The organism is Clostridium cavendishii DSM 21758 (genome assembly GCF_900141845.1).
Taxonomy (GTDB): Bacteria; Bacillota; Clostridia; order Clostridiales; family Clostridiaceae; genus Clostridium_AG; species Clostridium_AG cavendishii.
Window position 1 is genome coordinate 49,989 of the sequence record NZ_FQZB01000008.1, and the last position, 26,429, is coordinate 76,417.

At 26.3% G+C, this 26,429-nt stretch carries 25 protein-coding genes and 2 other annotated features; of the genes, 21 read left to right on the forward strand and 4 right to left on the reverse strand.

Annotation, left to right across the window (positions count from 1 at the left end):
* Positions 1-328: 328 nt before the first annotated feature.
* From BUB01_RS08915 to BUB01_RS08945, 8 genes are all read left to right on the forward strand, one after another.
* Positions 329-2,095 carry an ABC transporter ATP-binding protein gene (locus BUB01_RS08915; RefSeq protein ID WP_072986362.1) on the forward strand — a complete coding sequence of 589 codons (1,767 nt, stop codon included), beginning with the start codon at positions 329-331 and terminating at the stop codon, positions 2,093-2,095.
* A gap of 128 nt (positions 2,096-2,223) precedes the next feature.
* Positions 2,224-2,406: a CLI_3235 family bacteriocin precursor gene (locus BUB01_RS08920; RefSeq protein ID WP_159433221.1), complete on the forward strand. Its 183-nt coding sequence runs from the start codon at positions 2,224-2,226 to the stop codon at positions 2,404-2,406.
* A 21-nt stretch (positions 2,407-2,427) separates the two neighbouring features.
* Complete coding sequence (locus tag BUB01_RS23150; RefSeq protein ID WP_159433222.1) at positions 2,428-2,595, forward strand: hypothetical protein; 168 nt, start codon at positions 2,428-2,430, stop codon at positions 2,593-2,595.
* 139 nt (positions 2,596-2,734) lie between these two features.
* Positions 2,735-4,198 (forward strand): Cys-rich peptide radical SAM maturase CcpM, encoded by a 1,464-nt coding sequence (ccpM, locus tag BUB01_RS08925; protein ID WP_072986364.1) that lies wholly within the window; start codon positions 2,735-2,737, stop codon positions 4,196-4,198.
* Entirely contained in the window at positions 4,199-5,320 is a 1,122-nt protein-coding gene (locus BUB01_RS08930) for a TIGR04066 family peptide maturation system protein (protein WP_072986365.1), read from the forward strand.
* Between the two features lie 11 nt (positions 5,321-5,331).
* A complete protein-coding gene (locus BUB01_RS08935; RefSeq protein WP_072986366.1) occupies positions 5,332-5,625 on the forward strand; it encodes a peptide maturation system acyl carrier-related protein in 294 nt (97 codons plus the stop codon).
* Between the two features lie 535 nt (positions 5,626-6,160).
* The gene (locus tag BUB01_RS08940) at positions 6,161-7,252 is read left to right on the forward strand and encodes a BMP family lipoprotein (RefSeq protein WP_072986367.1); all 1,092 of its coding nucleotides are present in this window, start codon (positions 6,161-6,163) and stop codon (positions 7,250-7,252) included.
* Between the two features lie 519 nt (positions 7,253-7,771).
* Positions 7,772-8,863, forward strand: a complete 1,092-nt coding sequence (locus tag BUB01_RS08945) for a BMP family lipoprotein (protein ID WP_072986368.1) — start codon at positions 7,772-7,774, stop codon at positions 8,861-8,863.
* Between the two features lie 102 nt (positions 8,864-8,965).
* Here the strand turns inward: BUB01_RS08945 and BUB01_RS08950 are convergent, their stop codons facing one another.
* Positions 8,966-9,556 (reverse strand): hypothetical protein, encoded by a 591-nt coding sequence (locus BUB01_RS08950; RefSeq protein WP_072986369.1) that lies wholly within the window; start codon positions 9,554-9,556, stop codon positions 8,966-8,968.
* A gap of 193 nt (positions 9,557-9,749) precedes the next feature.
* Between BUB01_RS08950 and BUB01_RS08955 the strand changes: the two genes are divergently transcribed.
* Both BUB01_RS08955 and thrS read left to right on the forward strand, forming a co-directional pair.
* Complete coding sequence (locus BUB01_RS08955) at positions 9,750-10,688, forward strand: DUF4405 domain-containing protein (RefSeq protein WP_072986370.1); 939 nt, start codon at positions 9,750-9,752, stop codon at positions 10,686-10,688.
* Positions 10,689-10,748: 60 nt separating this feature from the next.
* Positions 10,749-10,996, forward strand: a binding site (T-box leader).
* A 63-nt stretch (positions 10,997-11,059) separates the two neighbouring features.
* Positions 11,060-11,306 (forward strand) — a binding site (T-box leader).
* Between the two features lie 48 nt (positions 11,307-11,354).
* Positions 11,355-13,118 carry a threonine--tRNA ligase gene (gene thrS / locus BUB01_RS08960; RefSeq protein WP_072986371.1) on the forward strand — a complete coding sequence of 588 codons (1,764 nt, stop codon included), beginning with the start codon at positions 11,355-11,357 and terminating at the stop codon, positions 13,116-13,118.
* A 129-nt stretch (positions 13,119-13,247) separates the two neighbouring features.
* Here the strand turns inward: thrS and BUB01_RS08965 are convergent, their stop codons facing one another.
* Complete coding sequence (locus tag BUB01_RS08965) at positions 13,248-13,583, reverse strand: winged helix-turn-helix transcriptional regulator (RefSeq protein ID WP_072986372.1); 336 nt, start codon at positions 13,581-13,583, stop codon at positions 13,248-13,250.
* 144 nt (positions 13,584-13,727) lie between these two features.
* Between BUB01_RS08965 and namA the strand changes: the two genes are divergently transcribed.
* The 4 genes from namA to BUB01_RS08985 all read left to right on the forward strand — a co-directional run bounded on the left by namA (position 13,728) and on the right by BUB01_RS08985 (position 17,058).
* On the forward strand, positions 13,728-14,744 hold the full coding sequence (gene namA, locus BUB01_RS08970; protein ID WP_072986373.1) for an NADPH dehydrogenase NamA: 1,017 nt from the start codon (positions 13,728-13,730) through the stop codon (positions 14,742-14,744).
* Between the two features lie 411 nt (positions 14,745-15,155).
* Entirely contained in the window at positions 15,156-15,491 is a 336-nt protein-coding gene (locus BUB01_RS08975) for a PadR family transcriptional regulator (protein ID WP_072986374.1), read from the forward strand.
* A gap of 20 nt (positions 15,492-15,511) precedes the next feature.
* Entirely contained in the window at positions 15,512-16,225 is a 714-nt protein-coding gene (locus BUB01_RS08980; protein WP_072986375.1) for a DUF1700 domain-containing protein, read from the forward strand.
* 185 nt (positions 16,226-16,410) lie between these two features.
* Entirely contained in the window at positions 16,411-17,058 is a 648-nt protein-coding gene (locus tag BUB01_RS08985; protein WP_072986376.1) for a pentapeptide repeat-containing protein, read from the forward strand.
* Positions 17,059-17,200: 142 nt separating this feature from the next.
* Here the strand turns inward: BUB01_RS08985 and BUB01_RS08990 are convergent, their stop codons facing one another.
* Entirely contained in the window at positions 17,201-17,944 is a 744-nt protein-coding gene (locus tag BUB01_RS08990; protein WP_072986377.1) for a hypothetical protein, read from the reverse strand.
* A gap of 391 nt (positions 17,945-18,335) precedes the next feature.
* On the opposite strand from BUB01_RS08990, the gene BUB01_RS08995 reads away from it, so the two are divergent.
* Positions 18,336-18,878, forward strand: a complete 543-nt coding sequence (locus tag BUB01_RS08995) for an OB-fold protein (protein WP_072986378.1) — start codon at positions 18,336-18,338, stop codon at positions 18,876-18,878.
* Between the two features lie 111 nt (positions 18,879-18,989).
* On the opposite strand, the gene BUB01_RS09000 is transcribed toward BUB01_RS08995, so the two are convergent.
* Positions 18,990-19,424: a helix-turn-helix domain-containing protein gene (locus BUB01_RS09000; RefSeq protein WP_072986379.1), complete on the reverse strand. Its 435-nt coding sequence runs from the start codon at positions 19,422-19,424 to the stop codon at positions 18,990-18,992.
* A 95-nt stretch (positions 19,425-19,519) separates the two neighbouring features.
* Between BUB01_RS09000 and BUB01_RS09005 the strand changes: the two genes are divergently transcribed.
* From BUB01_RS09005 to BUB01_RS09035, 6 genes are all read left to right on the forward strand, one after another.
* Complete coding sequence (locus BUB01_RS09005; RefSeq protein ID WP_072986380.1) at positions 19,520-20,650, forward strand: serine/threonine-protein kinase; 1,131 nt, start codon at positions 19,520-19,522, stop codon at positions 20,648-20,650.
* 134 nt (positions 20,651-20,784) lie between these two features.
* Positions 20,785-21,189: a GNAT family N-acetyltransferase gene (locus BUB01_RS09010; RefSeq protein WP_072986381.1), complete on the forward strand. Its 405-nt coding sequence runs from the start codon at positions 20,785-20,787 to the stop codon at positions 21,187-21,189.
* A 347-nt stretch (positions 21,190-21,536) separates the two neighbouring features.
* Entirely contained in the window at positions 21,537-22,568 is a 1,032-nt protein-coding gene (locus tag BUB01_RS09020; RefSeq protein ID WP_072986382.1) for a sugar ABC transporter substrate-binding protein, read from the forward strand.
* Between the two features lie 470 nt (positions 22,569-23,038).
* Positions 23,039-24,127 carry a radical SAM protein gene (locus BUB01_RS09025; RefSeq protein WP_072986383.1) on the forward strand — a complete coding sequence of 363 codons (1,089 nt, stop codon included), beginning with the start codon at positions 23,039-23,041 and terminating at the stop codon, positions 24,125-24,127.
* 12 nt (positions 24,128-24,139) lie between these two features.
* Entirely contained in the window at positions 24,140-25,120 is a 981-nt protein-coding gene (locus tag BUB01_RS09030) for a mevalonate kinase family protein (protein WP_072986384.1), read from the forward strand.
* Positions 25,110-26,411: a glycosyltransferase gene (locus BUB01_RS09035; protein WP_072986385.1), complete on the forward strand. Its 1,302-nt coding sequence runs from the start codon at positions 25,110-25,112 to the stop codon at positions 26,409-26,411. The genes BUB01_RS09030 and BUB01_RS09035 overlap by 11 nt, the downstream gene beginning before the upstream one ends.
* Positions 26,412-26,429: the final 18 nt, after the last annotated feature.

Here is a 26,429-nt window from a genome sequence, read left to right on the forward strand (position 1 = left end):
CAAAATTAAATAATATATAAGCAATTATATTCAATGTGAAAAATAGAAGAATCCATAAGATGCTTAGTGTTTTTAAACTCTTAGCATAACAAATTGATTTCAAATAATATATTGAAAACATTTTACTTATATAGTAATATTTAGTAAGAGTATAATTTAAAACATTTCCAAATTACTATTAAAATATTCTAATTAACTACATATTAAATTCTAAATTTTCTATTCTATAATAAATATTTCTTTAAATTCTTTACATAATCCACTTTACATAATATTATGTTTCATACATATAAACTTGTAATATTAATTAAGAACTTGAGGTGATTCAATGTTTATACCCCCAAATGACAAGTATCTAATAAAACAATTAATAGGCTTACTTAAACCATATAAAAAGAAAGTTTTAGTCATATTAGTCTGTATTATTATATCATCAATTGCAACTATGATAATGCCAATGCTTGGCAAAAAGATTATGGATGATGGCTTAATAGGAAAAAACTTTAAAACTGTTGTTTCCACTGTAACTCTCTGTTTTCTAATTATAATTTTTCAACAATTATTAGAGTTATTAGAAACAAAATATTTTGCATATATAAATTCAATGTTACCTTATACTCTTAATAACAAGGCTTTTAAACATTTGATGAATCTAAAATTACAATATTTTAACAATACTAACTTTTCGCAAACAATGAATAATATTTCAATTGATATAAGTAATGTTTCAAAAATAGCTGATAAAGGTATGTTTTATATAATAACAGAAATCTTTAAAATGATTGGAGGAACAATTGGACTTTTAATTATAGATTGGAGATTAACCATAATAGTTTTTTTATTCCTTCCAATTCGTTATATATTAGTAAAATCTTTATCTAAAAAAAGAAGAACTTCTTTTGAAGAATACATGAAATATAATGAAGATTATTCTGCTTGGTATGGTGATACTATACGTGGAATAAAAGAAATTAAACTTTGGAACTTAGAGAGAGTTCAAATAAGTATATTTACAAAAAAACAAAGAAATATAATTAAAACAAATATTAAGTTGCTATTTGTAGATAAAATAAATGAAATTTCTGAATCCATAATCCTTCAAATCATTATAAATGCACTATATATATTAGGTGCTCATCTAATAATCCAAAATAGCATAACAGTAGGAGAACTTTTTGCCTTTATTACTTATAGCGTTTATGTAACAACCCCTATCTCTTCTATATTAAATATAGGCTATGCTTTGTCTGGCATCCTTCCAGCGGCAAAAAGATTATTCAATTTTTTAGGTATGGAAACAGAATCTAATTTAACAGACTGTAAAACAATTAATTTAGATGCCACTTCAATAAAAGGTGCTATAACATTTGAAAATGTTTGTTTTTCCTATTTAAAAAGAGAGAAAACCTTAACAAATATAAACTTCACTCTAAATAAAGGTGAAAAACTTGCAATTATTGGTCACAACGGTTCCGGAAAAAGTACATTATTAAATCTTCTTTTAAGGTTTTATGAACCCCAAAAAGGAAGAATACTACTAGATAATATGGATATTTCTAAAATTAAATTAAAGGATTTCAGAAAGTTAATTTCCGTTGTAAGTCAAGATTTATATCTTTTTAATACTTCTATTAAAGATAATATAACCTTATTTTCTAAAAAAAATGAAAGCAAAATGTACAAAGCAGCAAATTCAAGTGGGGCATTAGATTTTATTTCTGAACTCCCATTAAAATTTGATACTGTAGTTGGACAAGATGGCTCAAACCTATCAGGTGGTGAAAAACAAAAGATTGCAGTTGCACGAGCCTTCGCAAGAGATTCAAAAATAATAGTTTTTGATGAAGCAACTTCAAATTTTGATAATGAATCAGAAGCCTTATTAAACAAGCTCTTATTAACCAACTTTAAGGATAAAACGGTAATTATAATAACACATAAAGTAAACATATTAAAAGAAATGGATAAAATTTTATTACTTCATAAAGGAAGAATTGTTGATATTGGCACCCACGATGAATTATTAAACAGAAATACTTTATATAGAGATATGATTAGTATAAATGATATTACTAGAAATGAAGATATTATTTAATAATTAAGATTAAATTCCATGAATTGAATTCTCGAGATAAAAGCATGGATTTTAATAAATTAAAATAACAAAGAAAGAAATCGCGAGCTTTCTATGTTAAACAAAATAAAAAGATGGGGGAGATATTTATGAAAAAATTAGGTAAAAAAATTAATCAAGTAGAAGAAACAGTTGAAGCTTATGCTTCTATTTCTTCACACAGTTGTGGATGTAGCTGCTCTATTTGTTACAATTCACCTTCTGCACAAGCTGGTATGAGCTCAGAGGGTAATGCTGTAGTTAGTGGTTGGTATTCTGTTATACCACTATAATAAAAAACGGAGGTATAATTTATGAAAAAATTAAGTAAAAAATTTAATCAAATAGAAGAAACAGTTGAAGCTTATGCTTCTATTTCTACACATAGTTGTGGATGTAGCTGCTCTATTTGTTATAATTCACCTTCTGCACAAGCTGGTATGTACTCAGAAGGTAAAGCTGTAAATAGAGGAAATTTGTAATTCTTATTTATTATAAAAACCTTAAAAGTAACTAAATTAATATGAAACATTATTAATTCAGTTATGCTTGTACAAGCTTATAAAAATCATTGCAGAGGGTTTTGAACTCTTTGCAATGTAACTTAATTAGGAGGTTTATATGTTAAAAGAAAAACCACATATTCATTTATTTAAAACTCCAAGAGGAAACTATATATATGATGTAAATACTAATAAAATTTTAAAAACAGATATAGATGTTTTTAATAACTTATCAAATGTATTAAATAATAATGAAAGCCCTACTAATGAAATAGTAAATAAAAAAATCAAAAGATTTGAAGAAAATGGTTTTCTTTCATCAAGAAGATTTAAATATATAACCCATTGGGCTGATGAAACCCTTGAGTATTATTATAATAATAAATTAAGTCTAATGGCACTTCAAGTTACTCAACAATGTAATCTTAGATGCGAGTATTGTGTATACTCAGGAGGATATTTAAATAGAGGTCATAATAATAAAAAGATGACTTTTGAAGTGGCAAAAAGATCAATAGATTTTCTAATTTCGCATTCAAGAGATTCTTCTAATATAGCTCTGGGGTTTTATGGCGGAGAACCACTACTCCAGTTTGATTTAATAAAGAAATGTGTAGAATACTTAGAAGAAAATGCTGAAGGTAAAGAATTTATCTTTAATATAACTGTAAATGGAACACTATTAACTGATGAAATCGTAGAATTCTTAATAGATCATAATTTTTATTTAATGATAAGTTTAGATGGTCCAAAAGAAGTTCATGATAAAAGCAGAAAATTTGCAGGTAACGGATGTGGAACCTTTAATACTGTTATGCAGAATATTGAAAGAATAAAAGAAAAATATCCGGAGTTTCACAAAAGGATTACCTTTAGTGTTGTAATGAATACCGAAAATAGTTTTAAATGTATTGATGAATTTTTTACAACATATGAAACTATTAAAAATTCTACTAAAAATGTAAGTAGTCTTTCTACTGTTTATACAAATAACCAAAATCATACCACAAACGAAAACTTTATTTTGGAAAAAGGTTATGAAGACTTTAAGGTTTTTCTACATATTTTGAAAAGACTTGATAAAAAATATGTATCTGCAATTTCCTTAGAATATTTTAATCATATTAAGCAATATATGTTTGATTATAGAAAACCAACTACTAAGCTACCTGAATACGGACATCATAGTGGACCTTGTATTCCTGGCGTTAATAGATTATTTGTAGATGTAAATGGTAATTTGTTCCCTTGTGAAAAAGTAAGTGAAAATTCAAAAATGATGAAAATAGGTAATATTAAAGATGGTTTTGAAATAGAAAAATGTAGAAAACTTTTAAATATTGGTACTCTTACAGAAAAAAGCTGTAAAAACTGTTGGGCAACTAATTTTTGCACTTTGTGTGCTGCTTATGCTGATGATTTAAATGGACTAAATTCAGATAAAAAACAGGCTGAATGTGTTAAAGTGAAACTAAATACAGAAGAACTATTCAAAGACTTTATAATGTTAAATGAATTTGGATATGTTTTTGATAATAAGACATTTGCCACTACAAATAGTGTTAATATGGAGGAAGCTTAAATGAAGATAAAGAATAAAATAGTAATTTATCCTTATGATATACAAAGTACTCCTTTGCTAAGATATAGACACCTTTTAAATGATTATGAAATAATTGGTGTAGTTTCGCCCAAAGGTTGGGGACTAAATAATAAAGATGCCAGTAGTGCTGATGGTGGTCCTAACATTGGTATAATTGTTAATGACAAATTAGAAAACCTATTTGATAAATGCGATACAGTTATATTTATTGAATCTGAAAATAAGTTAGATTTCAATAAAGTTATATATCCTAAGATTTTAAAATCAATTGATGCAGGAAAGAACATTATCTGTAATCTTGAACTTGAAAATGATATTTTAAGCAAAATAAAACTTAGATGTAGAGAAAATAATGTATCTTTTAAATATAACTTTCCTCATCTTAATTCAAATAATAGTAAAATTACAAGCGAAGAAATTTATGAAATCAATGTCCCAGTAATTTTTGTTCTTGGTATTACTGAAAGAACAAATAAATTTAATATACAACTTGCTTTAAGAGATAAATTTCTAAATGAAGGTTATAAAGTTAGCCAAATCGGAACAAAAAATTACTGCGAAATATTTGGTTTTCACTCTTTCCCAAGATTTATGTTTGATCCAAATATTACTGAGAATGAAAAAATTATATCTTTCAACTATCTTATAAAAGATATTGAACAAGCCGAAAAGCCAGATGTAATAATTGTAGGTATACCAGGAGGAACTTTCCCAATAAATAAAATGTTCACTCATAAATTTGGAATACTAGCCTTAGAAGTTTCTCTAGGAATTAAGCCAGATGCAGCAGTTTTTAGTGTATTATATGAAGATTATTATCCTGAATACTTTGAGCAAATTTCAAATTCTATAAGATACAAATTTGGATTTGAAGTTACTTGTTTTAACCAATCAAATACACAACTTGATTGGCTAACTTCTAAAGATCAAAGAAGATTAGTATATAATATGTTAGATTCATTTTTTATAGATAAAAAAATATCTAATTTTTCAAATTTAGATAAGAATATATTAAATGTATTAAATCCCAATTCTAGTGAGTTAATAGGAAGTTTAATACTAGATAATCTAGCTGATAACTCATCTATAGAATCAATTTAATGGAGGTATATATGAATAAAATATTTAAAGAGGAAGATATTAAAATAAAGTTAAAAGATATTTTTATAAATTCATTAAACATTGATCCTAATTATATGACGGAAAAAAATTATGATAGTAACCTTTTGGGCAATATTTGGCGCTTTACGCCTAGAGATTTAGTATATTTATTTTTCGAAGTTGAAGAAAAATTTTTTATTAAAATACCTGAAGAAAATATTATAAATGGGGATTTTAAAACTTTTAATAATATTGTTAAAATCATAAATAAGCAGTTAAACAATATATCTTCAGAACCAGCATGAAAAAAACATCCATATAGCTATCATTGACGATGGAATAAATGAAAAACTATATAGTAAATATACTAAATTTGGTATAGGATTTTTTTTAGTTTTAATGAAAAAATAAACATTGATGAAATATATGAATATGTAATAGAAAAGTTTAATGTTGATACCTAATAATACTATAATTTAAAGAATGGTCTTATATGATTTTCTTGCTTTAGAGAATAATTTAAGCTGACGAAAATTATGTAAGGTCATTTATAATTTTAAATAAAACTACAAAACTTAATTTTATAGCTTGAATTCATCTATTTGATAAATTAACTAATAAAAATTACTCTTTAATAATTATATTATATAATTTATATGAATAATTTAAGTCATGATATAAGAACATATAAGTAAGAATCCAAATCTTAGATTTGGTAATTCGAACTTACTCATTCGAATGAAATGAGAAGGAGTTTCCTTTAAGTATACCTTAAATATTAATTATATAATTTTATAAATTATATATGTGATTAGAGTCAATTTTTTAGGAGGATTTTATATGGATAGAAGAAGGGTTATAGCTAAAATAGCTTCTATGTTGGTAGTTACCAGTATATTAATTAACCATTATAAGAATACAAAAGCTCACACTTTAGAATTAGAAGGAATTAGGGTAGGAATGGTTACAGATGCAGGTACTATTTATGATAAATCATTCAACCAAGCTACTTGGGAAGGTGTAGAAAGAGCAGCTAAAGAATTTAACTTAGTTAGCACATATTTAAAACCAATTGAAGCAACAGAAACACAATATATTAAAGCAATTGATAATTTAGTTGACTCTAGGTACAACCTTATAGTGACACCAGGAGTTAGATTTGAAACAGCTATAGCAAAAGCTCAAGAAAAGTATAAAGATGTAAAATTTGTACTAGTAGATGCTACTCCTAAATCACTATATGGGAAAATACAGGTTGCAGATAATACAGTTGCAATTTTATTTGCAGAAGATGAAGCTGGATTTTTAGCAGGTGTAGCAACAGCTCTTCAAATAAAAGAGGGCAATGTAGGTTTTATAGGAGGATTAAGAATACCAGCAATACAAAGATTTAACTTTGGATTCCAACAAGGTATAAACTATGCAAATGAAAATTTAGGTACTAAGATAGAATTAAAACCAGAGAATGTTAGATATGTAGGATCTTTCAACAACATCGAACAAGGTGCAAAGTTAGCTGACGAAATGTATGATAAAGGTGTTAAAGCTATATTTACTGCTGCTGGTGAATCAGGCATTGGAGTTATGAATGAAGCTAAGAAAAGAGCTTTTTCCGGTAAAGAAGTTTGGATAGTTGGTTATGATAAAGATCAATATGAAAGTGGACTATATGCAGGAAAGAAGTCAATCGTATTAACTTCAGCTGTTATAAATTTAGATAATGCAACATATGATGTTATTAAATCAGCTACTCAAGGTAATTTTCAAGGTGGAAAAACTTTAATTTATGGTATTAAAAATGATGGGGTAGGTATACCAAAAGAAAATCCAAATTTAAGTGAAGACACAATAAAAAAAGTTAATCAAATATATGAAAAAATAAAAGTAGGAGAGATAAAAGTATCTTCTGAAAAAGGAAATTTATTAGACTAAAATACATAAAAATTATATATAAATCTTAATTAATGATAAATCTTATTAAAATAACCATGAGTATATTTAGTCATTTTTATAACAATAAAATCTATGATAAGTTACTTAATATTAAGAATCTGAATATAATAAAGATATCATTAAATATATATTACAGAGAGGTGTTATGTAATAAAGGTATTTTTTTGATAAAATAAATAAAATATTAAAAATTAATGTTTATTTTATAAGAAAAATAGTAGCTTTCAATTGCGGTAGGGGCTACTATTTTTTTGAGATTTTTTCTACAATAAGCACTATTAAAGTTAATAATGTTATTAAAAATAAACAAATTATATGAATAATTTAAGCCATGATATAAGAACATATAAGTAAGAATCCAAATCTTAGATTTGGTAATTCGAACTTACTCATTCGAATGGAATGAGAAGGAGTTTCCTTTAAATATATCTTAAAAATTAGTTATATAAGATTATAAATTATATATAATTAGAATTAATTTTTTGGGGAGGATTTTATATGGATAAAAGAAGGGCTATAACTAAAATAGCTTCTATGTTGGTAGTTACCAGTATATTAGTTAACCATTATAAGAATACAAAAGCTCACACTTTAGAATTAGAAGGGATTAGGGTAGGAATGGTTACAGATACAGGTACTATTTATGATAAATCATTCAACCAAGCTACTTGGGAAGGTGTAGAAAGAGCAGCTAAAGAGTTTAACTTAGTTAGTACATATTTAAAACCAACTCAAACAACAGAAACCCAATATCTTCAGGCAATTGATAATTTAGTTAATTCTAGGTACAACCTTATAGTAACACCAGGAGTTAGATTTGAGACAACTATAGCAAAAGCTCAAGAAAAGTATAAAGATATAAAATTTATAATAGTAAATACAACTCCTAAGTCAGCAGATGGTAAAGTAAAGATTGCAAATAATACAGTTGCAATTCTATTTGCAGAACATGAAGCAGGCTTTTTAGCAGGTGTAGCAACAGCTCTTCAAATAAAAGAAGGTGCTGTAGGCTTTATGGGAGGAATGCGAATGCCTCCAGTACAAAGATTTAACTTTGGCTTCCAACAAGGTATAAAATATGCAAATGATAACTTAGGCACTAATATAGAGTTAAAACCAGAAAATGTTAGATATGTAGGTGCTTTTAACAACATTGAATTATCTGAAAAATTAGCTAGTGAAATGTATGATAGAGGTGTAAAAGCTATATTTGTTGCTGCTGGTCAATCAGGTATCGGAGCTATAAATGAAGCTAAAAAGATGGCTTTTGCTGGTAAAGAAGCTTGGATAATTGGTGTTGATAGAGATCAGTATGAAAGTGGAACATATTTAGGAAAAAAGTCAATTGTATTAACCTCAGCTGTTATAAATCTAGATGATGCAACATACGATGTTATTAAAGCTGCCACCCAAGGAAATTTTGAAGGTGGAAAAACTTTAATATATAGTGTTAAAAATGATGGAGTAGGTCTTCCAAAAAAAAATCCAAATCTAAGTGAAGATACAATAAAAAAAGTTAATGAAATATATGAAAAAATTAAAACAGGAGATATAAAGGTATCTTCTGAAAAAGGAAATTTATTAGACTAAAACATATAAATTATGTATGATTAATCAATATAAAAAAGAGAATTATTAAATAGCTGTATCAGATTGAATAAAAATGTTCAATCTGATATAGCCTCTTTAAACTTAATTTTTAATTTTTATAGATTTAATTACATTCTCAATTACTGGTTTATAATTATCTTTTTCCCCAGGTTCACAAAAGAATATCCCACCACAAAACTTTTTATCTAATTCGAAACCGAATGCATAAAAATATAAGGTTTGATTTCCTTCTGAAAACTCATATTCGCACTTTAAAATATTTTTCCCATTAACTTTTTCAACATCACAATTAGTAATTTTCATTGATGGATAAATACTACTCATCATTAATTTAGCAAATTCTTTATCTCCATTACCAACTTTACTATCAGTAGTCTTAGTACCAGTGTCAATAAAGCCAAGAATTATAGATTGTGTTGAATCTGTATACATGCTATCAGGCTTTTTATCTTTACTTGATATTTTACTCATAACTTCTTCTGGCATTTTTTCAAAATCATTAGGTATATAGATATTAACTTTACCATTAAATGCTGTTTTAGATTCTAATAACACTTCATTATTCCCAACCTTAACATTTCTTTCAAACTTAGTTGGTGGATCTTCAGCACATCCAAGAAAAGCTATACTCATAAAAAGCAAGCATATTAATAATGATAATTTTTTTTTCATAACTTCCCCCTTAAAACTTTAAAAATTTTCCCCCTTTTATTATCATAAATCATAATATAGTAAAAAACTACTATATTTTATAAATATTTCATGGTATTCTTTAAGGTTTCTTTAAGGTTTTTATTTAATAATATACCTATAAGTTAATTTGTAATTAAACTAAATTACAAAGAAATAATGGAGGTATTATTATATGAAAAAATTAAATATTCTAAAAATAAGTGTAGATATTTTAATGATAATTGTTTTTTGCCTACTATTTAAAAACATAGGAGCTGGTGAAAGATTTCATGAAATTTTAGGTATTATAGTAGCTATACTTTTAGGAACTCATATAGCTTTAAATTGGAACTTAATTAAAGAAGTAGGTAAAAAACTATTTGTTAAAAATTTTTCTTCTAAAAGTAAATTTGAATTCATAATAAACATACTTATGACTATTTCAATAATAGTTGCATTAATAACAGGTATCTTTATTTCAAAAAGTTTATTCTCATTTTTAAGATTAGGAAATACAACTTTTTTAACTAAAATTCATATTTCTTCCTCATTTATAGCACTTGCATTTATAGGTATTCACTTAGGTTTAAGATGGAGGGTAATAAGCACAAAAACCAAAAATGCTCTAAAAATAACAGAAATAAAAAGAGAGTATATTTATGTATCTAGAGTCTTAATAGGTTTTATTTTAGTGTTTGGTATCTATAGCTTCTATGCTCAAAACTATTTTCCTAAAGTTCTAATGCTTGAAACACCTAAAAATGAAGTAAAATTTGATGGTAATAATAAAAACTTTAAGAATTTTAAAACTCCTAATAATGATGATTCTAAAGAATTTAGGAATAAGGATTTTAAAAATAATCAAAATAAAAATAATTCTCCTAGTTTCAAAAATGGTGAAGAAAAAAACTTTAAAAATAAGCAAAATGGACATAGTGAAAAAGGTAATTCTAAAATTTCAAGAGATAGACAAAACGCCGAAGGTAAATACATGGGTATGAAAAATGGTAGAGGTCATACCGGAAGATCAAATAGCATTTTAAATATTCTTGGAATAACTTCTGCTTTTGCTATAGTAACAGTTTTTATAGAAAACTTAATAAGAAAAAGAAAAGCTAAAAAACAAATTTAATTAAAAATTGGTTCTTAAATCTTGACAATATAATTTTTTTGGAATAGAATCAGTATAAAGCTAAAAGCTATGATGAGGAAGAGTAAATAAATTACTATTCTAAGAGAGAGAAACCCATTGGCTGAAAGGTTTCTTGAATAAGTTTTATTGAAAACCACCTCGAAGTTGATTATTGAAATTTAGGTATTCTAAAATATCTTTAGTAGATAATTCCGTAAACCTGCGTTAAAGGTATTTAAGTGACAGAGGTTAATTAAACTTTATTCTTCTGTAATTTGGGTGGAATCGCGATATAACTCGTCCCTTAGTTTGGGATGAGTTTTTTTATTATAAAAATGTACGTACTAAGTTAATAAGCAAGATTATATATTTTAAAGATTATGATGAGGAAGAGTAAATAAATTACTATTTTAAGAGAGAGAAATCCAACGGCTGAAAGGTTTCTTAAATAAGTTCTATTGAAAACCACCTCGAAGTTGATTATTGAAGTCTGGATATTATAAAATATCTTAGTAGATAATTCCGTTTGCCAGCGTTAATGGTATTTGAGTGGCAGAAGTTAATTAAAAATCATTCTTCTGTAATTTGGGTGGAATCACGAGTTTAATCGTCCCTTAGCTTAGGGACGATTTTTTTGTTAAAAATTAATGAATGGAGTGTGTTATTATGTTAAAAATTCAATCAAAAGATGGAAGTATTATTAATTCTAATGAAGAAGAAGGAAGAAGTGCTTTAAGACATACAGCTTCTCATATACTTGCTCAGGCTGTAAAAAGATTATATCCAAATGCAAAACTAGCTATTGGCCCTTCAACAGATAATGGTTTTTATTATGATTTTGATGTAGAAGAAACTTTTACTATGGATAGCCTTGAAAAAATTGAAGAAGAAATGAGTAAAATAGTTAAAGAGGATTTAAAACTTGAAAGATCAATAGTTTCTAGAGAAAAAGCTTTAAATCTTATGGAAAATAATAAAGAAATTTATAAAGTAGAACTTATAAACGATCTTCCAAAAGACGCTGAAATAACTTTATTTACACAAGGAGATTTTGTAGACCTTTGCGCTGGTCCACACGTTTTATCCACTTCAAAAGTAAAAGCTTTTAAACTTTTATCAGTTGCAGGCGCTTATTGGCGAGGTAGTGAAAAAAATAAAATGCTTCAAAGAATATATGGAACAGCCTTTTCCAAGAAAAGCGAATTAGATTCATATTTAAATATGCTTGAAGAAGCAAAAAAGAGAGACCATAGAAAACTAGGTAAAGAATTAAAACTATTTTCTTTAATGGAGGAAGGTCCTGGATTCCCATTTTTCTTACCTAATGGGGTAGTTCTAAAAAATAAATTAATAGAATATTGGAGAGAACTTCATAAAAAATATGGTTATGTTGAAATAGAAACTCCTATGATATTAAACAGACAGCTTTGGGAAACTTCCGGTCACTGGTATCACTATAAAGAAAATATGTATACTACTAATATTGATAATGAAGAATTTGCAATAAAGCCAATGAATTGTCCTGGTGGAATGCTTGTATTTAAATCTGAAGTTCACTCTTATAGAGATTTACCAATAAGAGCAGGAGAACTAGGTAGGGTTCATAGACATGAATTATCAGGAGCTTTACATGGACTTATGAGAGTTAGAGCCTTTACTCAAGATGATGCTCACATATTTATGTTGCCAGAACAAATTAAAGATGAAATAAAAGGTGTAACTAAGCTTATTAATGAAGTATACGAAAAGTTTGGTTTTAAATATAAAGTTGAACTTTCTACAAGACCAGAAAATTCTCTAGGTTCTGATGAAGACTGGAACCTTGCTGAAGCTTCACTTAAGGCTGCTTTAGAAGAAATGAATATGGATTTTAAAGTAAATGAAGGCGATGGTGCTTTCTATGGTCCTAAGATAGACTTCCACTTAGAAGATAGCCTAGGTAGAACTTGGCAGTGTGGAACTATACAACTAGATTTTCAGCTTCCACAAAGATTTGATTTAAATTATATAGGTAGTGATGGTGAAAAGCACAAACCAATAGTTATTCATAGAGTAATCTTTGGAAGTATTGAAAGATTTATAGGAATTTTAATAGAACACTTTGCTGGTAAATTCCCAACATGGTTATCACCAGTTCAAGTTAAGGTATTACCTATATCTGATAAACATAACGCTTATGCAAATAATATAGTAAAAAAATTAGAAGAGAATAATATACGTGTTAGTTTAGATGATAGAACAGAAAAAATAGGTTTTAAAATTAGAGAAGCTAGAAATGAAAGAGTACCTTATATAATAATTGTAGGCGAAAAAGAAGAAACTGCAGGAACTATATCCCTTAAAAGCAGACAAAATGGTGATGAATCTGGTTCTCTATTAAAAGACTTTATAGCTAAAATTCTAGATGAAATAAATAATAAAACTTTATAGAATATTATTACAAAAAACATGTGCTATATAGAAACCTTTTCTAGTAAAATCTTAATTTAAACCACAAGTTAAAATAGGCTATTGGTATCTTTTAACTTTACTAATAGCCTTAAAAATTAAAATTTATTACTATTCTGTAATTTTAAGTCCCCATCTTTTTAATTCTATAAATACAGCTTCTAACTCTTTTCCTCTTTCAGTTAATTCATATTCAACTTTTGGAGGAATTTCAGGATAAACTATCCTCTTAACTAAGCCAAACTTCTCTAGTTCTCGAAGTCTAAGAGATAAAGTTTTTGGACTTATTCCATCTAAAGAGTGTAATAACTCTCCAAATCTTATTGTTCCATCCAATAATAAATTTCTTATTATTAAAAACGTCCATTTACTACCTATGATGTCTATTGCTGCTTCTATAGGACATTTATCAGAAGGATTTCCACGTTCAAGTCTAATTTCTGACATAAAAAAAACTCCTTTCATCCATTGATTTATCACATTACTTACTTTTTTGAAATTATATGAAAAATATATCACTACTTTTCAAAGTATAGTATATACAATATACTGTCAATAAGCAATAAATTTAAATAAAAGGAGATTAAAATTATGAATACTTTCAAAGATTATACTTTAAAAAATATGAATTTAAAAAATAGGATTGTTATGCCACCAATGTGTATGTATTCTTCCGACAATACTGGTAAAGCAAATGAATTTCACTATAATCATTATATTACAAGAGCTATTGGTGGAGTGGGACTTATAATAGTTGAATCTACAGGCGTAGTTAAAAATGGACGTATAACAGATAATGATTTAGGAATTTGGAATAATACTCAAATAGATGGCTTAAAGAATATTGTTGATGGTGTTAGGAAATATGGTTCTAAGATTGCTATTCAGTTAAATCACGGTGGGAGAAAATATACTGGAATAGATGGTGAAATTGTTGCTCCTAGTGCAATTAAATTTGATGAAAAAAGTGATTTACCTAAAGAATTAACTAAAGATGAAATAACAGAAATTATTCTAAACTTCAAAGAAGCAGCTAAAAGAGCTGAAAAAGCTGGTTTTGACGCCATAGAAATACATGCAGCTCATGGTTATTTGATACACCAATTTTTATCACCATTATCAAATATAAGAACAGATGAATATGGTGGAAATATAAAAAATAGAACTAGATTTCTTAAAGAAGTATTACAAGCTGTAGCCGAAGTATGGCCAAAAGAAAAACCAATTTTTCTTAGAGTTTCATCTTATGACTATAAAAGTGGAGGAATAACTTTAGATAATATGGTTGAAATTATAAATGATATTAAAGAATATATTGATATTGTTCATGTAAGTACAGGCGGATTAATTCCAGCCCAAATAAATGCATATCCAGGATATCAGTTGAATTTTTCAGAAACAATTAAAGTAAAATGTAATATTCCTACAATAGCTGTTGGATCAATAACAGATGTTAATATGGCAGAAGAAATACTATCAAATAATAGAGCAGATTTAGTTGCATTCGGCAGAGAACTATTAAGAAATCCATACCTTGTACTAAATGAGGCCAAAATCAGAAATTTAGATATTGATTATCCAAAACAATATAAAAATGCTTTCAATTAATATTATAAACCCCGAAAATCTATCTCTCATTTGTCACTATTATCAATATCACAAACAAATTCAGCTTTACTATTAATATTCATTAATGACAAAAAGAACGCTTAATCTTAATAGATACAGCGTTCTTTTCTTTTAACTTAAATTTTATTTTTAAGCTTTCTGTACTAGTTTAAATTTAAATCTTCTATCTGTATTAGTTTAAATCTATACCTTTTAGATGAAAACAAATATAATTAATTCTTATTATTTAAAGTCTAAGGTTTTTATAGAACAATTAAGTTAAATATTGATAGTATATCTATTTTCCAGACTAATCCTTTAAAATTATACCACCAGATATTTACAAACAATATATTTAGCAATATAATATACTTAGTAATACTAAATACTTTTGAATGGAAGGTAATTTTGTTGCCAGACCTTGATAATCAACTAAAGAAGGGGATTCTTTCCATAATAGTTTTAAAATTAATAGCTGAAAGAGATATGTACGGCTATGAAATAATTCAGCTATTGGATAAAAACAGTGATGGCTATTATAAATTAAAGGAAGGAACTTTATATCCTATACTTTATAGACTTGAAGATAATGAATTAATTGAAAGTTACAGAGTTATATCAGCAGAAGAAAGAAAAATTCCAAGGAAGTATTATAAGATAACACTTAAAGGTCGTGAAAGCCTTAAGCATCAAATTGCTTTATGGAAATTATTTGACTCAACAACAAATAAAATTTTATGTATTTAAAAAGAAAGGAGTACAAAATTATGAATGAGTCATTTGAAAATTATATTGATAAAGTTATATATAATATAGCTGTTACTGGGAAAAAAGCAAGCCAAATAAAAGAAGATTTATATGTATCACTCCTTGAGAAACAAAAAGTTACTGGAGAAAATGATCCTTATATGTTACTTGGCGACCCTGAAGAAATCGCAGCTGAGTTTAGAGAAAACTTAGGAATAAAAGATTCTAACATATCCATAAATTTTAATAAAAAGCACTTAGATTATATATCTAAAACTAAAATCTTTGGAGTTCCACTTGTCCATGTGAGTACAAATCCATTTAAAATAGCCAAAGGTGTGTTCTCTTTTGGTTTTATATCTACCGGTATATTCAGCTTTGGATTAGTATCATTTGGTATTTTAAGTTTTGGTGTATTATCTTTAGGACTTATTGTTGCATTAGGTGCTATTTCTATTTCAGCATTGTTAGCAAATGGGGGAGTAGCACTAGCTTATGGTATGTCATTAGGTGGAGTAGCAATTGCCAAACACATTGCAATTGGTGGTTACGTGAGAGCAGATATAGCTATAGGTGGCGTAGCTCATGGCGTAATATCAGTCTTTCATCAAAATGGTACTGGAACCTATTTATTTAAAGCTCCAACAAATCCAGATGATGTTATATCTTGTATAAAACAAGTATATCCTAAAATTAATGAAATTATTTTAAAATTTATTAAACTCTTTATTTAACCATATTATATAGAAGACTTTAAGTTACTATCATGTAACCTAGAGCCTTTTTTATTTATACAAAAGGTTTTTATTTTAAAATATCTTATATAAAAAAATATTATGTTATAATTACTTTAAAAAAGAAAAGAGGTGTATGCTTAGTGAAATAATATTCCCTTACTTTATTTCACTAAAAATAATATATGAGTAGTAAAACATTTAAAATCCAAAAACCTAAATTTATAGATGATTTTGAAGAAATAGATGATATTAATGAAGATATACTAGACGCTTATAAAATTCAAAATAAACTTGTAGAGAATATAACTATATCAGATAAAGATGACTCTGGTCTTGTTATTGATTCTTGTATATTTAAAAATGTCATCTTTGATAATTGTAACTTAAGAAATATAGATTTATTAGATACTAGATTTGAGAACTGTGATTTATCTAATATTAATTTCAGAGGAGGAAGTATTCATAGAGTTGAATTTGTTAATTGCAAGTTAGTTGGTGGAAGTTTTGATGAATGCAACTTAACTCATGTACTTTTTGAATCTGTATTAGCTAAATACTCAAACTTCTCTTATTCTAAGTTTAAAGGAGTATATATTACAGAGTCCAACTTTAATGAAGCGGTTTTTCAACAGATAAAAAATGAAAAATTTCTTTTAAATAATTCTGATTTTACAAATTCTTATTTTAATAAGACACCTTTAGAAAATACGGACTTTACAACTTGTGATATTAATGGAATAAATGTAGATATAAATGATATAGCAGGAATGATAGTAACTCCTATTCAAGCTTTAGAATTAACTACGCTCTTAAAACTAATTATAAAATAGTAATAAGCTAACTGTAGTTTATTATTTAAAATAGGTTATTAATTTTTTGTTTTAACTTTAATATTATTTATAATACTAAAACCTTATTTAATACTTATTAAACTGGCAGCTTAATAACTAATTAAACTGCCAGTTTTTATTTTTAGCTTTGAGTAAATATAACGCTAGTGTGCTTTACTATATGCCCATCTGTTGCATCAATAATAGTATTCCAATTAGGATTTATTCCATTTACAGCTTTATCATAATATACTAAATAAGTAACTCGTACTTGTCCATTTTCTTTATATAAACATAATCGTGCTTCTGCAGCATTAATATCTGAATAATTTTCTGGTATTGTATTAGCTATATAAATAGCAGCTTTCTTAGAAATATTCACATCTGATGTATAGTCTCTCAATGGAATAGGTAAAATATTCCCATTAATGCTAGTAACATTCCCATTCTTATCTGTATGAAGGAATACTTGAGTACCGTATACAACCATCCCCTGTATAGTAAACTGAGCCTTATAAGTATACCCATTTTTACTATCTACAACACTATACACTTCAAATTCTCCTTGTGATAAAGATAATGCTTCCTTATTATTATTCAAATATTCTAAAGCTTCATTAGAATTTAATACTGGCTTTACGCTTAACTTACCCTCAATCCAACTAGGAGTATTGTTTTCTTTGTCTAATGTTACTTTTACATCTGAACTCTTATTTTGTATTAACCAGTTCAAGTAACCTTCATTTATAATAGGCTTTGATATAGAGCTAGTAGTTACATTTTGAGTTTCACTTGCAAATGTATTGGCATTCGCAAATGTAGATGTGCTTGTACAAATAGTTGCACCTAAAATTAAAGGAATGATGATTAAAGTTTTTGTTTTCATAATTGAACACCTCTTTAATAAAATTTTCATATTATAAAATTTTATAATATGATAATATAATATTAACATCAAAAACATTTATTGTAAAAATATACAAATTCTGTAATAGCTTAAAAATCTAGTTAAACTTAATCAAAGTATCAAATAAAAACAATTACATATACCTTTTTATTATCTTTTACATTATATTTTTAAACAATTACCATAAAACTTAAAATAAAAATTATAATATGCTAAAAAATATAAATAGAATGTGTTATATTTATTAATCAGTATTATAAATTGTACGCTACTAGCGGACCAATTAACTTCTTAAAAATTATATACTAATATCAGTTACAAAAACTGTTGTAACTGATATTAGTTTTAAATTTATAAGGGGGACTTTCAAATGTCAAATATGAAAAACTGTAAAACATGTAATGCAGAAATAGCAAAAGGGGTTAACAAGTGTGTTCATTGCGGTAAAGATCAAAGGAATTTCTTTATGAGACACAAAATAGTAACAGGATTAATTTTTGTTGTGATTATAGGCTCAGTTTCAATAGCTGTTGGAGGTAAAAAGGATATAAAAGAAGATAAAGTAGCTAACACTTCAGCCACTAAACAAGCAGAACCTGATATTAAAATAAATTCATCTGATTTAGCTAAAGCTTATGACGAGAATGAAGTTAAAGCAGATAAAGATTATAAAGGAAAATCAGCTTCTATAACAGGAAATGTTGAAGATATAAGTGTTGTATTAGGAATAACCCATGTAAGACTATCCTCATATAAGGATCTTGCAATTACTCATGTTAATTGCTCATTTGAAGATAAAGCTGAAGTAGATAAAGTATCAGGACTAAAAAAAGGTGATACTATAACTATAGAAGGTAAAATAGATGGAAAATCTATTGATGTAGATATAAAAAAATGTATTATAAAAAAATAATAAATATAAAATAAAGTTATTTTTAGAGCATAAAAATATCATTTTCCTAAGCTTCAGTTTAGTTTATATAATATAGAAGCTTAGGAAAATTAATCTTGTATTAAAGACTATTTAAACAAGAATTTCTAACCTTTTATCATAAAGCTTTTCATTTGTCTCCACTAAGCTAAATCTATTTACTATACAAAATATTATTATAGTATCTCTTTCAGATTTAGAATGTAATATGCCACACTTGGTCCTAGTTAAGGCTTTTTGTGTTTCATCTACAGTAAATCCTGCTACAATACAAAGTTGAATAATCTTATCTCTAGTTGGATTCTTTACTCCATTTATAATGTCATAATAATGACTTCTGCTAATATTGATTTTAGATATTATATCACTATTTTTTAAATTATTTCTTTTACATACCTCATAAAAAAGACTAGCAAAATCATCATTTCTATATTTGTCCTTTATATCTTTCATATATGATTCTAATTTTTCTTCATCCTTTATTCCACTTAATAAATCATATAACTCAGATGTTTCTTCACTATTCAAAATATGTCTCACCACCTAGCTTAAAATTGAATAATCTCCTATATTATGATATAATTCCAATAACATAAAATCAAGCCCAAAGGAGATTTATTATAATGGATGATTTTTGTGAAAATGAATTATCTAAATATGTTACATTAACTCAATTAAATATTACTCACAAAAGTAAAGTTTATTTAGTAAAAAATACACTTGATAATAAAATATATATAAAAAAACATGTTGAAAATTACAATCTTAATGTATATAAAATGCTTAAATCTATTGAGAGTTACAATATACCTAGAATATATGATTTATTTGAAATAGATAATGAATTAATTATTATTGAGGAATTTATAAATGGTTTGACATTAGAAGAGATCAAGGAAAAATCCTATCTTATAGATGAAAAAAAGGTTGCGTTATACATGATTACATTATGTGGCGCTCTAGAAAAACTCCATAATTTGAATCCTCCAATAATTCATAGAGATATAAAACCATCTAACATTATTATAAATAATGATGGTATTCTTAAACTTATTGACTTTGATGTTTCAAAAATTTTCAAAGAATACTCAAAAAAGGATACCGCATTATTAGGCACAAAAGGTTATATTTCGCCTGAATTATATTGCTTTAATAGAACTGACATTAGAAGTGACATATACTCTATTGGTATACTTATAAATGTTTTAACTATTGGAGCCTATCCTCAAGATATTGAAAATCCAGGTATCTTAAATCCTATAATAAAAAAATGTACAAACCTTTCTCCTGAAAATAGGTACCAAACTGTATCAGAGCTTAAAAAGGATTTAGAAAATATATTTGAAGAAGTTGATGAAAGTAAAAAATCTTTATCACTTGAAAAAAACAAAAAAGAAATGTTTAAAAAGCCTATAATAAATTATGATTTAACCGAAGACAACAAAGCATTAGCCTCAACTAATGCAAGCCCTATTAAGTTGTCAGAAATTTACAAGATAATTCCAGGTTTTAGAACAGAAACCCCTTGGAAAACTATCATAGCTATTTTATGGTATATGTTTGTTATTTCAGGCTTATTTATTAAGCCACTATTATCTATAATGTTTTTACTTTTTACCTCATTGTATACTAATTTTTTAAACTTAAAAGAAAAATTGCCTTTAATCAAAAATGAAAATATTTCTGTAAAAATTTTTGGTTATTTCTTCTATAGTTTTATTATTTTCTTTGGGTTAGGAGCATTTTTAAAATAAAGTCATACTATACATCTAATAAGTAAGATGTTTTATAAATTATGTTATAATAAATTCAATATAAAATTCATCCTAATAAACAATAATTAATATAAAAAAAGCTTGTTTTACATAATACGAAAGGATATATAAAAATGTTAAAAGAATATTATATAAGTAAAGATAAATCTAAATTACAAATTGAAAATATAAAGAATTTAATGAAACAAACATATTGGGCTACAGATCGTCCAGAAGAAACTATTGTTAAATCAATTGATAATTCTATATGTTATGGAATATTTGATAGCTGTAACAATCAAGTTGGATTTGCAAGAGTTATTACAGATTATGCTACAACGTATTATATTTGTGATGTAATTATTGACAAAGATCATAGGGGTAAAGCGCTAGGAAAATCACTTATAAAATTTATTACAGAAGATACAGACTTAAAAACTTTGTATGGGACTTTACTTACTACGGATGCACATGGACTTTATGAGCAATATGGTTTTAAAAGAAATAGTGAAAATTTTATGCATAAACCAAGAAAATAAAATTAATATTAAATTTAATTTGTAGAGAGTATATTACAATGTATATATTTAAATTATTACTTATAAGTACCATTCTACATCTCTGATTTAGTTAATGGAACTTACTCATACGAACGATAACGAGTAGGAGTTTCATTTATAAAAAATAAATAATTAGACTGGAGTGAATTTTATGAATATCTGTATAATCGAAAAAGATATAAAAGAAATTGAGCTTATAAAGCCATTATGGGAAAAACTTAATGAACTTCATTATCAACATAAAATAATTTTTTAAAAAACTTATATGTACTAATCCAAAACTTGAATATACTATATATATAACTAATTATTTCATAGGTAATATCATGTATATAACAAGACCAAATACTTTTGTTATTCCCGTTTTATATGTTGAAAAACAAACATTAGGAATAGAAACTTTTAATACTAGACAAGACATTTCAATCGGCGTATCTTTTCCTTCTACTACTATTCCAAGATGGCTTAGAGATAAAGAGGCTATGGAAAAAGAGGCTATTAGCAAAGGTATTAAACTTAAAATGCAAATTGGAGATGATACTCCTGAGTTACAGATCAAACAAATAAAAGATCTTATATCTCAAGGAATTAACGTATTAATTATTATACCCGTTAATTCAGCTTCATTAGCTTCAGCAGTTGAATTAGCAAAAAAGGCAGGAATTAAAGTTATAGCTTATGCTAGAATTATCTTTAATAGTGATTTAGACCTGTATATAGGTAATGATAATATACAAACTGGTGAACTTCAAGGAAGATTTCTTATTAAAAAAGTACCTAAAGGAAATTATATTATTATATCTGGTGATCCGAACGATTTTAATGCTAGAACTTTTAAAGAAGGTGCTATGAAATTCATACTTCCTTTAGTATATCTAAATAATATTAAGATAATTTCAGAGGAATCATTAATCAATTGGTCGCCTCAAAAAGCTTATAATATAGTAAAAAATATTTTACTAGCCAATAATAAAATTGATGCTATATTAGCCCCAAATGATGCTGCTGCTGGCGCGGCTATAAAAGCATTAGAAGAACAAGGCTTAGATGGTAAAGTTGTTGTTACAGGTCAAGGTGCAGATTTAGATGGTATTAGAAGAATAATACAAGGGACTCAATCGATGACAGTTTTTAAAGATACTAGAGAATTAGCTAAAACAGCTATAGCTTCCGCAATCAAATTAATAAAAGGAGAGCCTATAGATATAAATTCAACAATTAATAATGAAAAAAAAAACGTTCCAGCAATTATAGAGCCTGTAACCCTTGTAACTAAAGAAAATATTGAAGACACTATTATAAAAAGTGGATATTGGAAAAAGGAAGATATTTACAGGAATATTCGTCAAAATAAATAATCAAATATTTATTTCATATTATTAAAATAAATATTAATGTTTAAAACCTTAAAGGTAGGATTATCAATGTTTTTAGATTGATAATCCTATTTTCATAAAACTCTATAATACCGAAATTAAATATATATTTAATTCTCGTCTTTGTAATAATTTCTCATTAGATTTCTAACGCTTATCTTGTGTGAATAATATTATAAATTGTTAATATTAAACAAACTTATTTTAATACTATATTCTGCAATGTAATCCCGTATTAGATTAATATTATTGCTTTGTTAATATAGCTGAAATATGCTAATTAGCTCATCTTTATAGTGTAATTCATCCGTAAAATAACATAACATAACATAACAAAAGGATACTATTTCATGTAGAACTACGTCAAATAGTATCTTATAAATTTATCTATATTTACAAAAAAATAGAAAAGTGTTAAAATTTAGACAATATTGTTAAGGAGTGATAACTATATGAATACATTAAATTTTAATCACAAACTATTATCTTTAGAGTATAAAGACTGGATAAAAAATTATGTCAACGGTCAAAAAGGTTTTCCACAAATTATAGAATTAGATCCCACATCTAAATGTATGTTTAAGTGTCCAGAATGTATAAATTCAAATCTAATTAATAAAAAAGATTCTTTTACAAATGATGAATTACTTGAATTAATAGAAGAATTATCTCAATGTGGTGTAAAGGGAATAATATTTATAGGTGGGGGAGAACCACTTATGCATTTAGGGTTTGGAAAAGCTATTGAGAAATGTAATGAGAAAAAAATCAATGTTGGTATTACAACTAATGGATTATTAATAGATAGATATATAAATCAAATAGCTGAATATGCAAAGTGGACAAGGGTATCAATAGATGCTGCAAATGAGAAAACATTTAAAAGAGTAAGACCTAATGATGTCAAGGACTCTTTGGAAAGAATTTTTGACAATATGAGAGAGCTATCAAAAATAAAAAAAGGTATTTTAGGATATAGTTTTTTAATTATAGAAGATGAAGGGTTTTCAAATGTAAATGAAGTTTTTGAAGCAGCTAAAATTGCAAAAAATTTAGGTTGTGACTATTTTGAAATTAAACCTATGGTAGATAGTAAACATTTTCTGGTTAAATATTCAGATAATTTACTTGATAAATTATATGTAGAGATAGATAAAGCACTCCAATTACAAAATGAAAATTTTAAAATAATATACCCAAAGTCATTACTTCAATACAAAAATTTGATATTAGAACAGCCTAAAGAATACAAAAGTTGTCCCGCATCAGATTTAAGAACAGTAATTACACCGTATGGAACATTTCCATGCCCATATAAAAGAGGGTATGAACAATTTAATTTAGGTAATGTAAAAGATGGGTTCAAAAATATTTGGTTTAGTAAAGATAAAGAGGACGCTATATCAAAATTAGACCCAAGCACTCATTGCAAATTTTTCTGTATTAGAGATGATTTAAATATATTAATTAATTCATTGATAGAAGATTCAGATAAACTAGATGAGATTCAATATAATGATGAAAAAGATGTATTTGTTTAGGAGAATTTTATTATGAGTAAAGCGCATGCAAGAATTTGTTTGGCTGGTGAGGACTTAGATTGGGCAGGTGGAAAGTCAGTGTTATGTGGAATCGAATTGGAAACTACAGTGAAAATATATAATATGGATTTTCCAGGGATTTTTATAAAATCAGATTGTAGTCTAGAACAAAAAAAATTATCGAAGAAAGAATTCAATGAATATAAATACGAGGGAAATTATTATGATTATGTAGTTGCTGGATTAAAGACTTTTGATAAGAAGTATAAGCATATAAATTCAATAAATATAAGTATAACATCTAATATCCCAATGCAATCTGGATTGAGCAGTAGTGCGGCTGTATTAGTAGCATTATTTAAGGAATTAAATTGTTATTATAAAACTAATTTAAATACAAAAGAATTATGTGATTTATGCAAATTTGTTGAGGTTAAAGAGCTTGGGTGTAATGTAGGAAGTATGGATTTTTATGCATGTGAATCTAATGGAATAATAGTTTATGATGGAAATAGAGATGAGATATCGTTAGTAAATTATAATTTTGATAATGATACTTATATAGTTCTTATAGATTCTGGAATTAAGAGTAGTACTAAAGAAATAAATAGTGAAAAGTTAAAGAGATTTAATGAGAAGGAAGAATATTTTGATAAATATATTGAATATTGCAATGCTTTAATAAGAACGCTAATTTTAGAGCTTAATAAGAAAAAAAATGAAGAACTTATAGGTGAAAGAATAACCCAAGCACATAATTTGATGGATAAATATTTGAAAAATTCAACAGAATTAATAAATGAAATTGTAAAGTTGTGTTTAAAAAACGAGGCAATTGGAGCAAAATTAACAGGATGTGGATTAGGTGGATTTGTATTTTGCTTAATAAAAAAGATAAATTTGGATAAATTGATACAAGCATTGCAAGTAAGAGGACTTAGATATTTGATTACCAAACCAATATACGGAAAGGATGAGCAAAATGAATTATAAATATAATGCAAGTATAGTAATACCTACCTACAATCGAGCTGACTTATTAAAATTAACGCTAGATTCTATAGTATGTCAAAATGTAAAGTATGAAGAATATGAGGTTATAATTATAGATGATGGCTCAACCGATAATACAGTAGAAATATTAAATGATTATTATAACAAAATAAATCTTAAATATATATTTCAAGAGAATAAAGGATATAGGGCTGCAACTGCAAGGAATAAAGGAATTACTATGTCAGAAGGAGAAATAATAATATTTGTTGATTGTGGAATACTGTTAGCTAAAAATGCTATAAGTAGGGCAATAACAAATCATAAAGTAAATGAAAACTGTGCAATACTAGGATATGTATATGGATTTGATGAGTTTAATGAAAATAAGAATTATATTGAGTCATTAAATATAGACCCTTTTGATACAGATAAATATATAGAAATACTTAATAAAAATAAAATATTTGATTTACGGGAAGAAATGTATAGGGAATTTGGAGAAGATTTAAACAAATGGCCAGCACCATGGGTTATATATTGGGTTGGGTTCTCATCTATAAAAAAGCAAACATTACTAAATGTAGGTATGTTTGATGAATCTTTTAATACATGGGGATATGAAGATATAGACTTAGGCATATCGTTATTTAAAAGTAATGTTAAAATAATATTAGATAAAGGTTTTAAAAGCATACATTATCCACATGAAAAATTTAAATCCTCGATGAATGATGAGGATTTAAAGAAATATGTTCTTACAAATAAGAAAAAAGTTTTTGATAAGCATAAATTAGAGGAAATTAAAATTTGGATGACTGATGGACGTAAAGTTGTAAATAGAATATTATTAGATAGTTTGAAAACAAATAATGTAGAGAGTATGGATTCTAAAGAAGTTGAGATTATGAAAGTTGAAGAGTCGATAAAAATGATGAAATGTAGTGGAACTAAGGTGAATTATTTTATTTTTAAAGAATTTGAAATTCATTTAAACTCCATTCCTGCTAAATCAGTTCAAGATTGGCATAAACATTCAAGGATAGAAGAATGTATTGTTGTAACTAATGGTGAAATTAATATTAACTGGATTGATAAAGGGAAAATTATAAAAGAAACCGTAAAAGAAAAATCGGTGATAAGAGTTAAAAACTCTATACATCTAATAGAAAATTCTACCAATAAAATTGCTGAGTTTATAGTGTTTAGGATGGTTTCAAAAGATGAAGATAATAGAGAAATTATTAAAAATGATAAAATTTCATTTGAAGATTTAATAGAAAAATTTTAAGAAGAAAAATAAATTTAG

Coding starts and splice junctions, on each gene's coding strand:
- BUB01_RS09025 (WP_072986383.1), top strand. CDS start 23,039: ATGAATACATTAAATTTTAATCACAAACTATTATCTTTAGAGTATAAA.
- BUB01_RS23150 (WP_159433222.1), top strand. CDS start 2,428: ATGAAAAAATTAAGTAAAAAATTTAATCAAATAGAAGAAACAGTTGAA.
- BUB01_RS08930 (WP_072986365.1), top strand. CDS start 4,199: ATGAAGATAAAGAATAAAATAGTAATTTATCCTTATGATATACAAAGT.
- BUB01_RS08985 (WP_072986376.1), top strand. CDS start 16,411: ATGAGTAGTAAAACATTTAAAATCCAAAAACCTAAATTTATAGATGAT.
- BUB01_RS08995 (WP_072986378.1), top strand. CDS start 18,336: ATGTCAAATATGAAAAACTGTAAAACATGTAATGCAGAAATAGCAAAA.
- BUB01_RS08980 (WP_072986375.1), top strand. CDS start 15,512: ATGAATGAGTCATTTGAAAATTATATTGATAAAGTTATATATAATATA.
- BUB01_RS09010 (WP_072986381.1), top strand. CDS start 20,785: ATGTTAAAAGAATATTATATAAGTAAAGATAAATCTAAATTACAAATT.
- BUB01_RS08945 (WP_072986368.1), top strand. CDS start 7,772: ATGGATAAAAGAAGGGCTATAACTAAAATAGCTTCTATGTTGGTAGTT.
- BUB01_RS08940 (WP_072986367.1), top strand. CDS start 6,161: ATGGATAGAAGAAGGGTTATAGCTAAAATAGCTTCTATGTTGGTAGTT.
- BUB01_RS08990 (WP_072986377.1), bottom strand. CDS start 17,944: ATGAAAACAAAAACTTTAATCATCATTCCTTTAATTTTAGGTGCAACT.
- BUB01_RS08965 (WP_072986372.1), bottom strand. CDS start 13,583: ATGTCAGAAATTAGACTTGAACGTGGAAATCCTTCTGATAAATGTCCT.
- BUB01_RS09030 (WP_072986384.1), top strand. CDS start 24,140: ATGAGTAAAGCGCATGCAAGAATTTGTTTGGCTGGTGAGGACTTAGAT.
- BUB01_RS08955 (WP_072986370.1), top strand. CDS start 9,750: ATGAAAAAATTAAATATTCTAAAAATAAGTGTAGATATTTTAATGATA.
- BUB01_RS09020 (WP_072986382.1), top strand. CDS start 21,537: ATGTATATAACAAGACCAAATACTTTTGTTATTCCCGTTTTATATGTT.
- BUB01_RS09005 (WP_072986380.1), top strand. CDS start 19,520: ATGGATGATTTTTGTGAAAATGAATTATCTAAATATGTTACATTAACT.
- BUB01_RS09035 (WP_072986385.1), top strand. CDS start 25,110: ATGAATTATAAATATAATGCAAGTATAGTAATACCTACCTACAATCGA.
- ccpM (WP_072986364.1), top strand. CDS start 2,735: ATGTTAAAAGAAAAACCACATATTCATTTATTTAAAACTCCAAGAGGA.
- namA (WP_072986373.1), top strand. CDS start 13,728: ATGAATACTTTCAAAGATTATACTTTAAAAAATATGAATTTAAAAAAT.
- thrS (WP_072986371.1), top strand. CDS start 11,355: ATGTTAAAAATTCAATCAAAAGATGGAAGTATTATTAATTCTAATGAA.
- BUB01_RS08915 (WP_072986362.1), top strand. CDS start 329: ATGTTTATACCCCCAAATGACAAGTATCTAATAAAACAATTAATAGGC.
- BUB01_RS08920 (WP_159433221.1), top strand. CDS start 2,224: ATGAAAAAATTAGGTAAAAAAATTAATCAAGTAGAAGAAACAGTTGAA.
- BUB01_RS08950 (WP_072986369.1), bottom strand. CDS start 9,556: ATGAAAAAAAAATTATCATTATTAATATGCTTGCTTTTTATGAGTATA.
- BUB01_RS08935 (WP_072986366.1), top strand. CDS start 5,332: ATGAATAAAATATTTAAAGAGGAAGATATTAAAATAAAGTTAAAAGAT.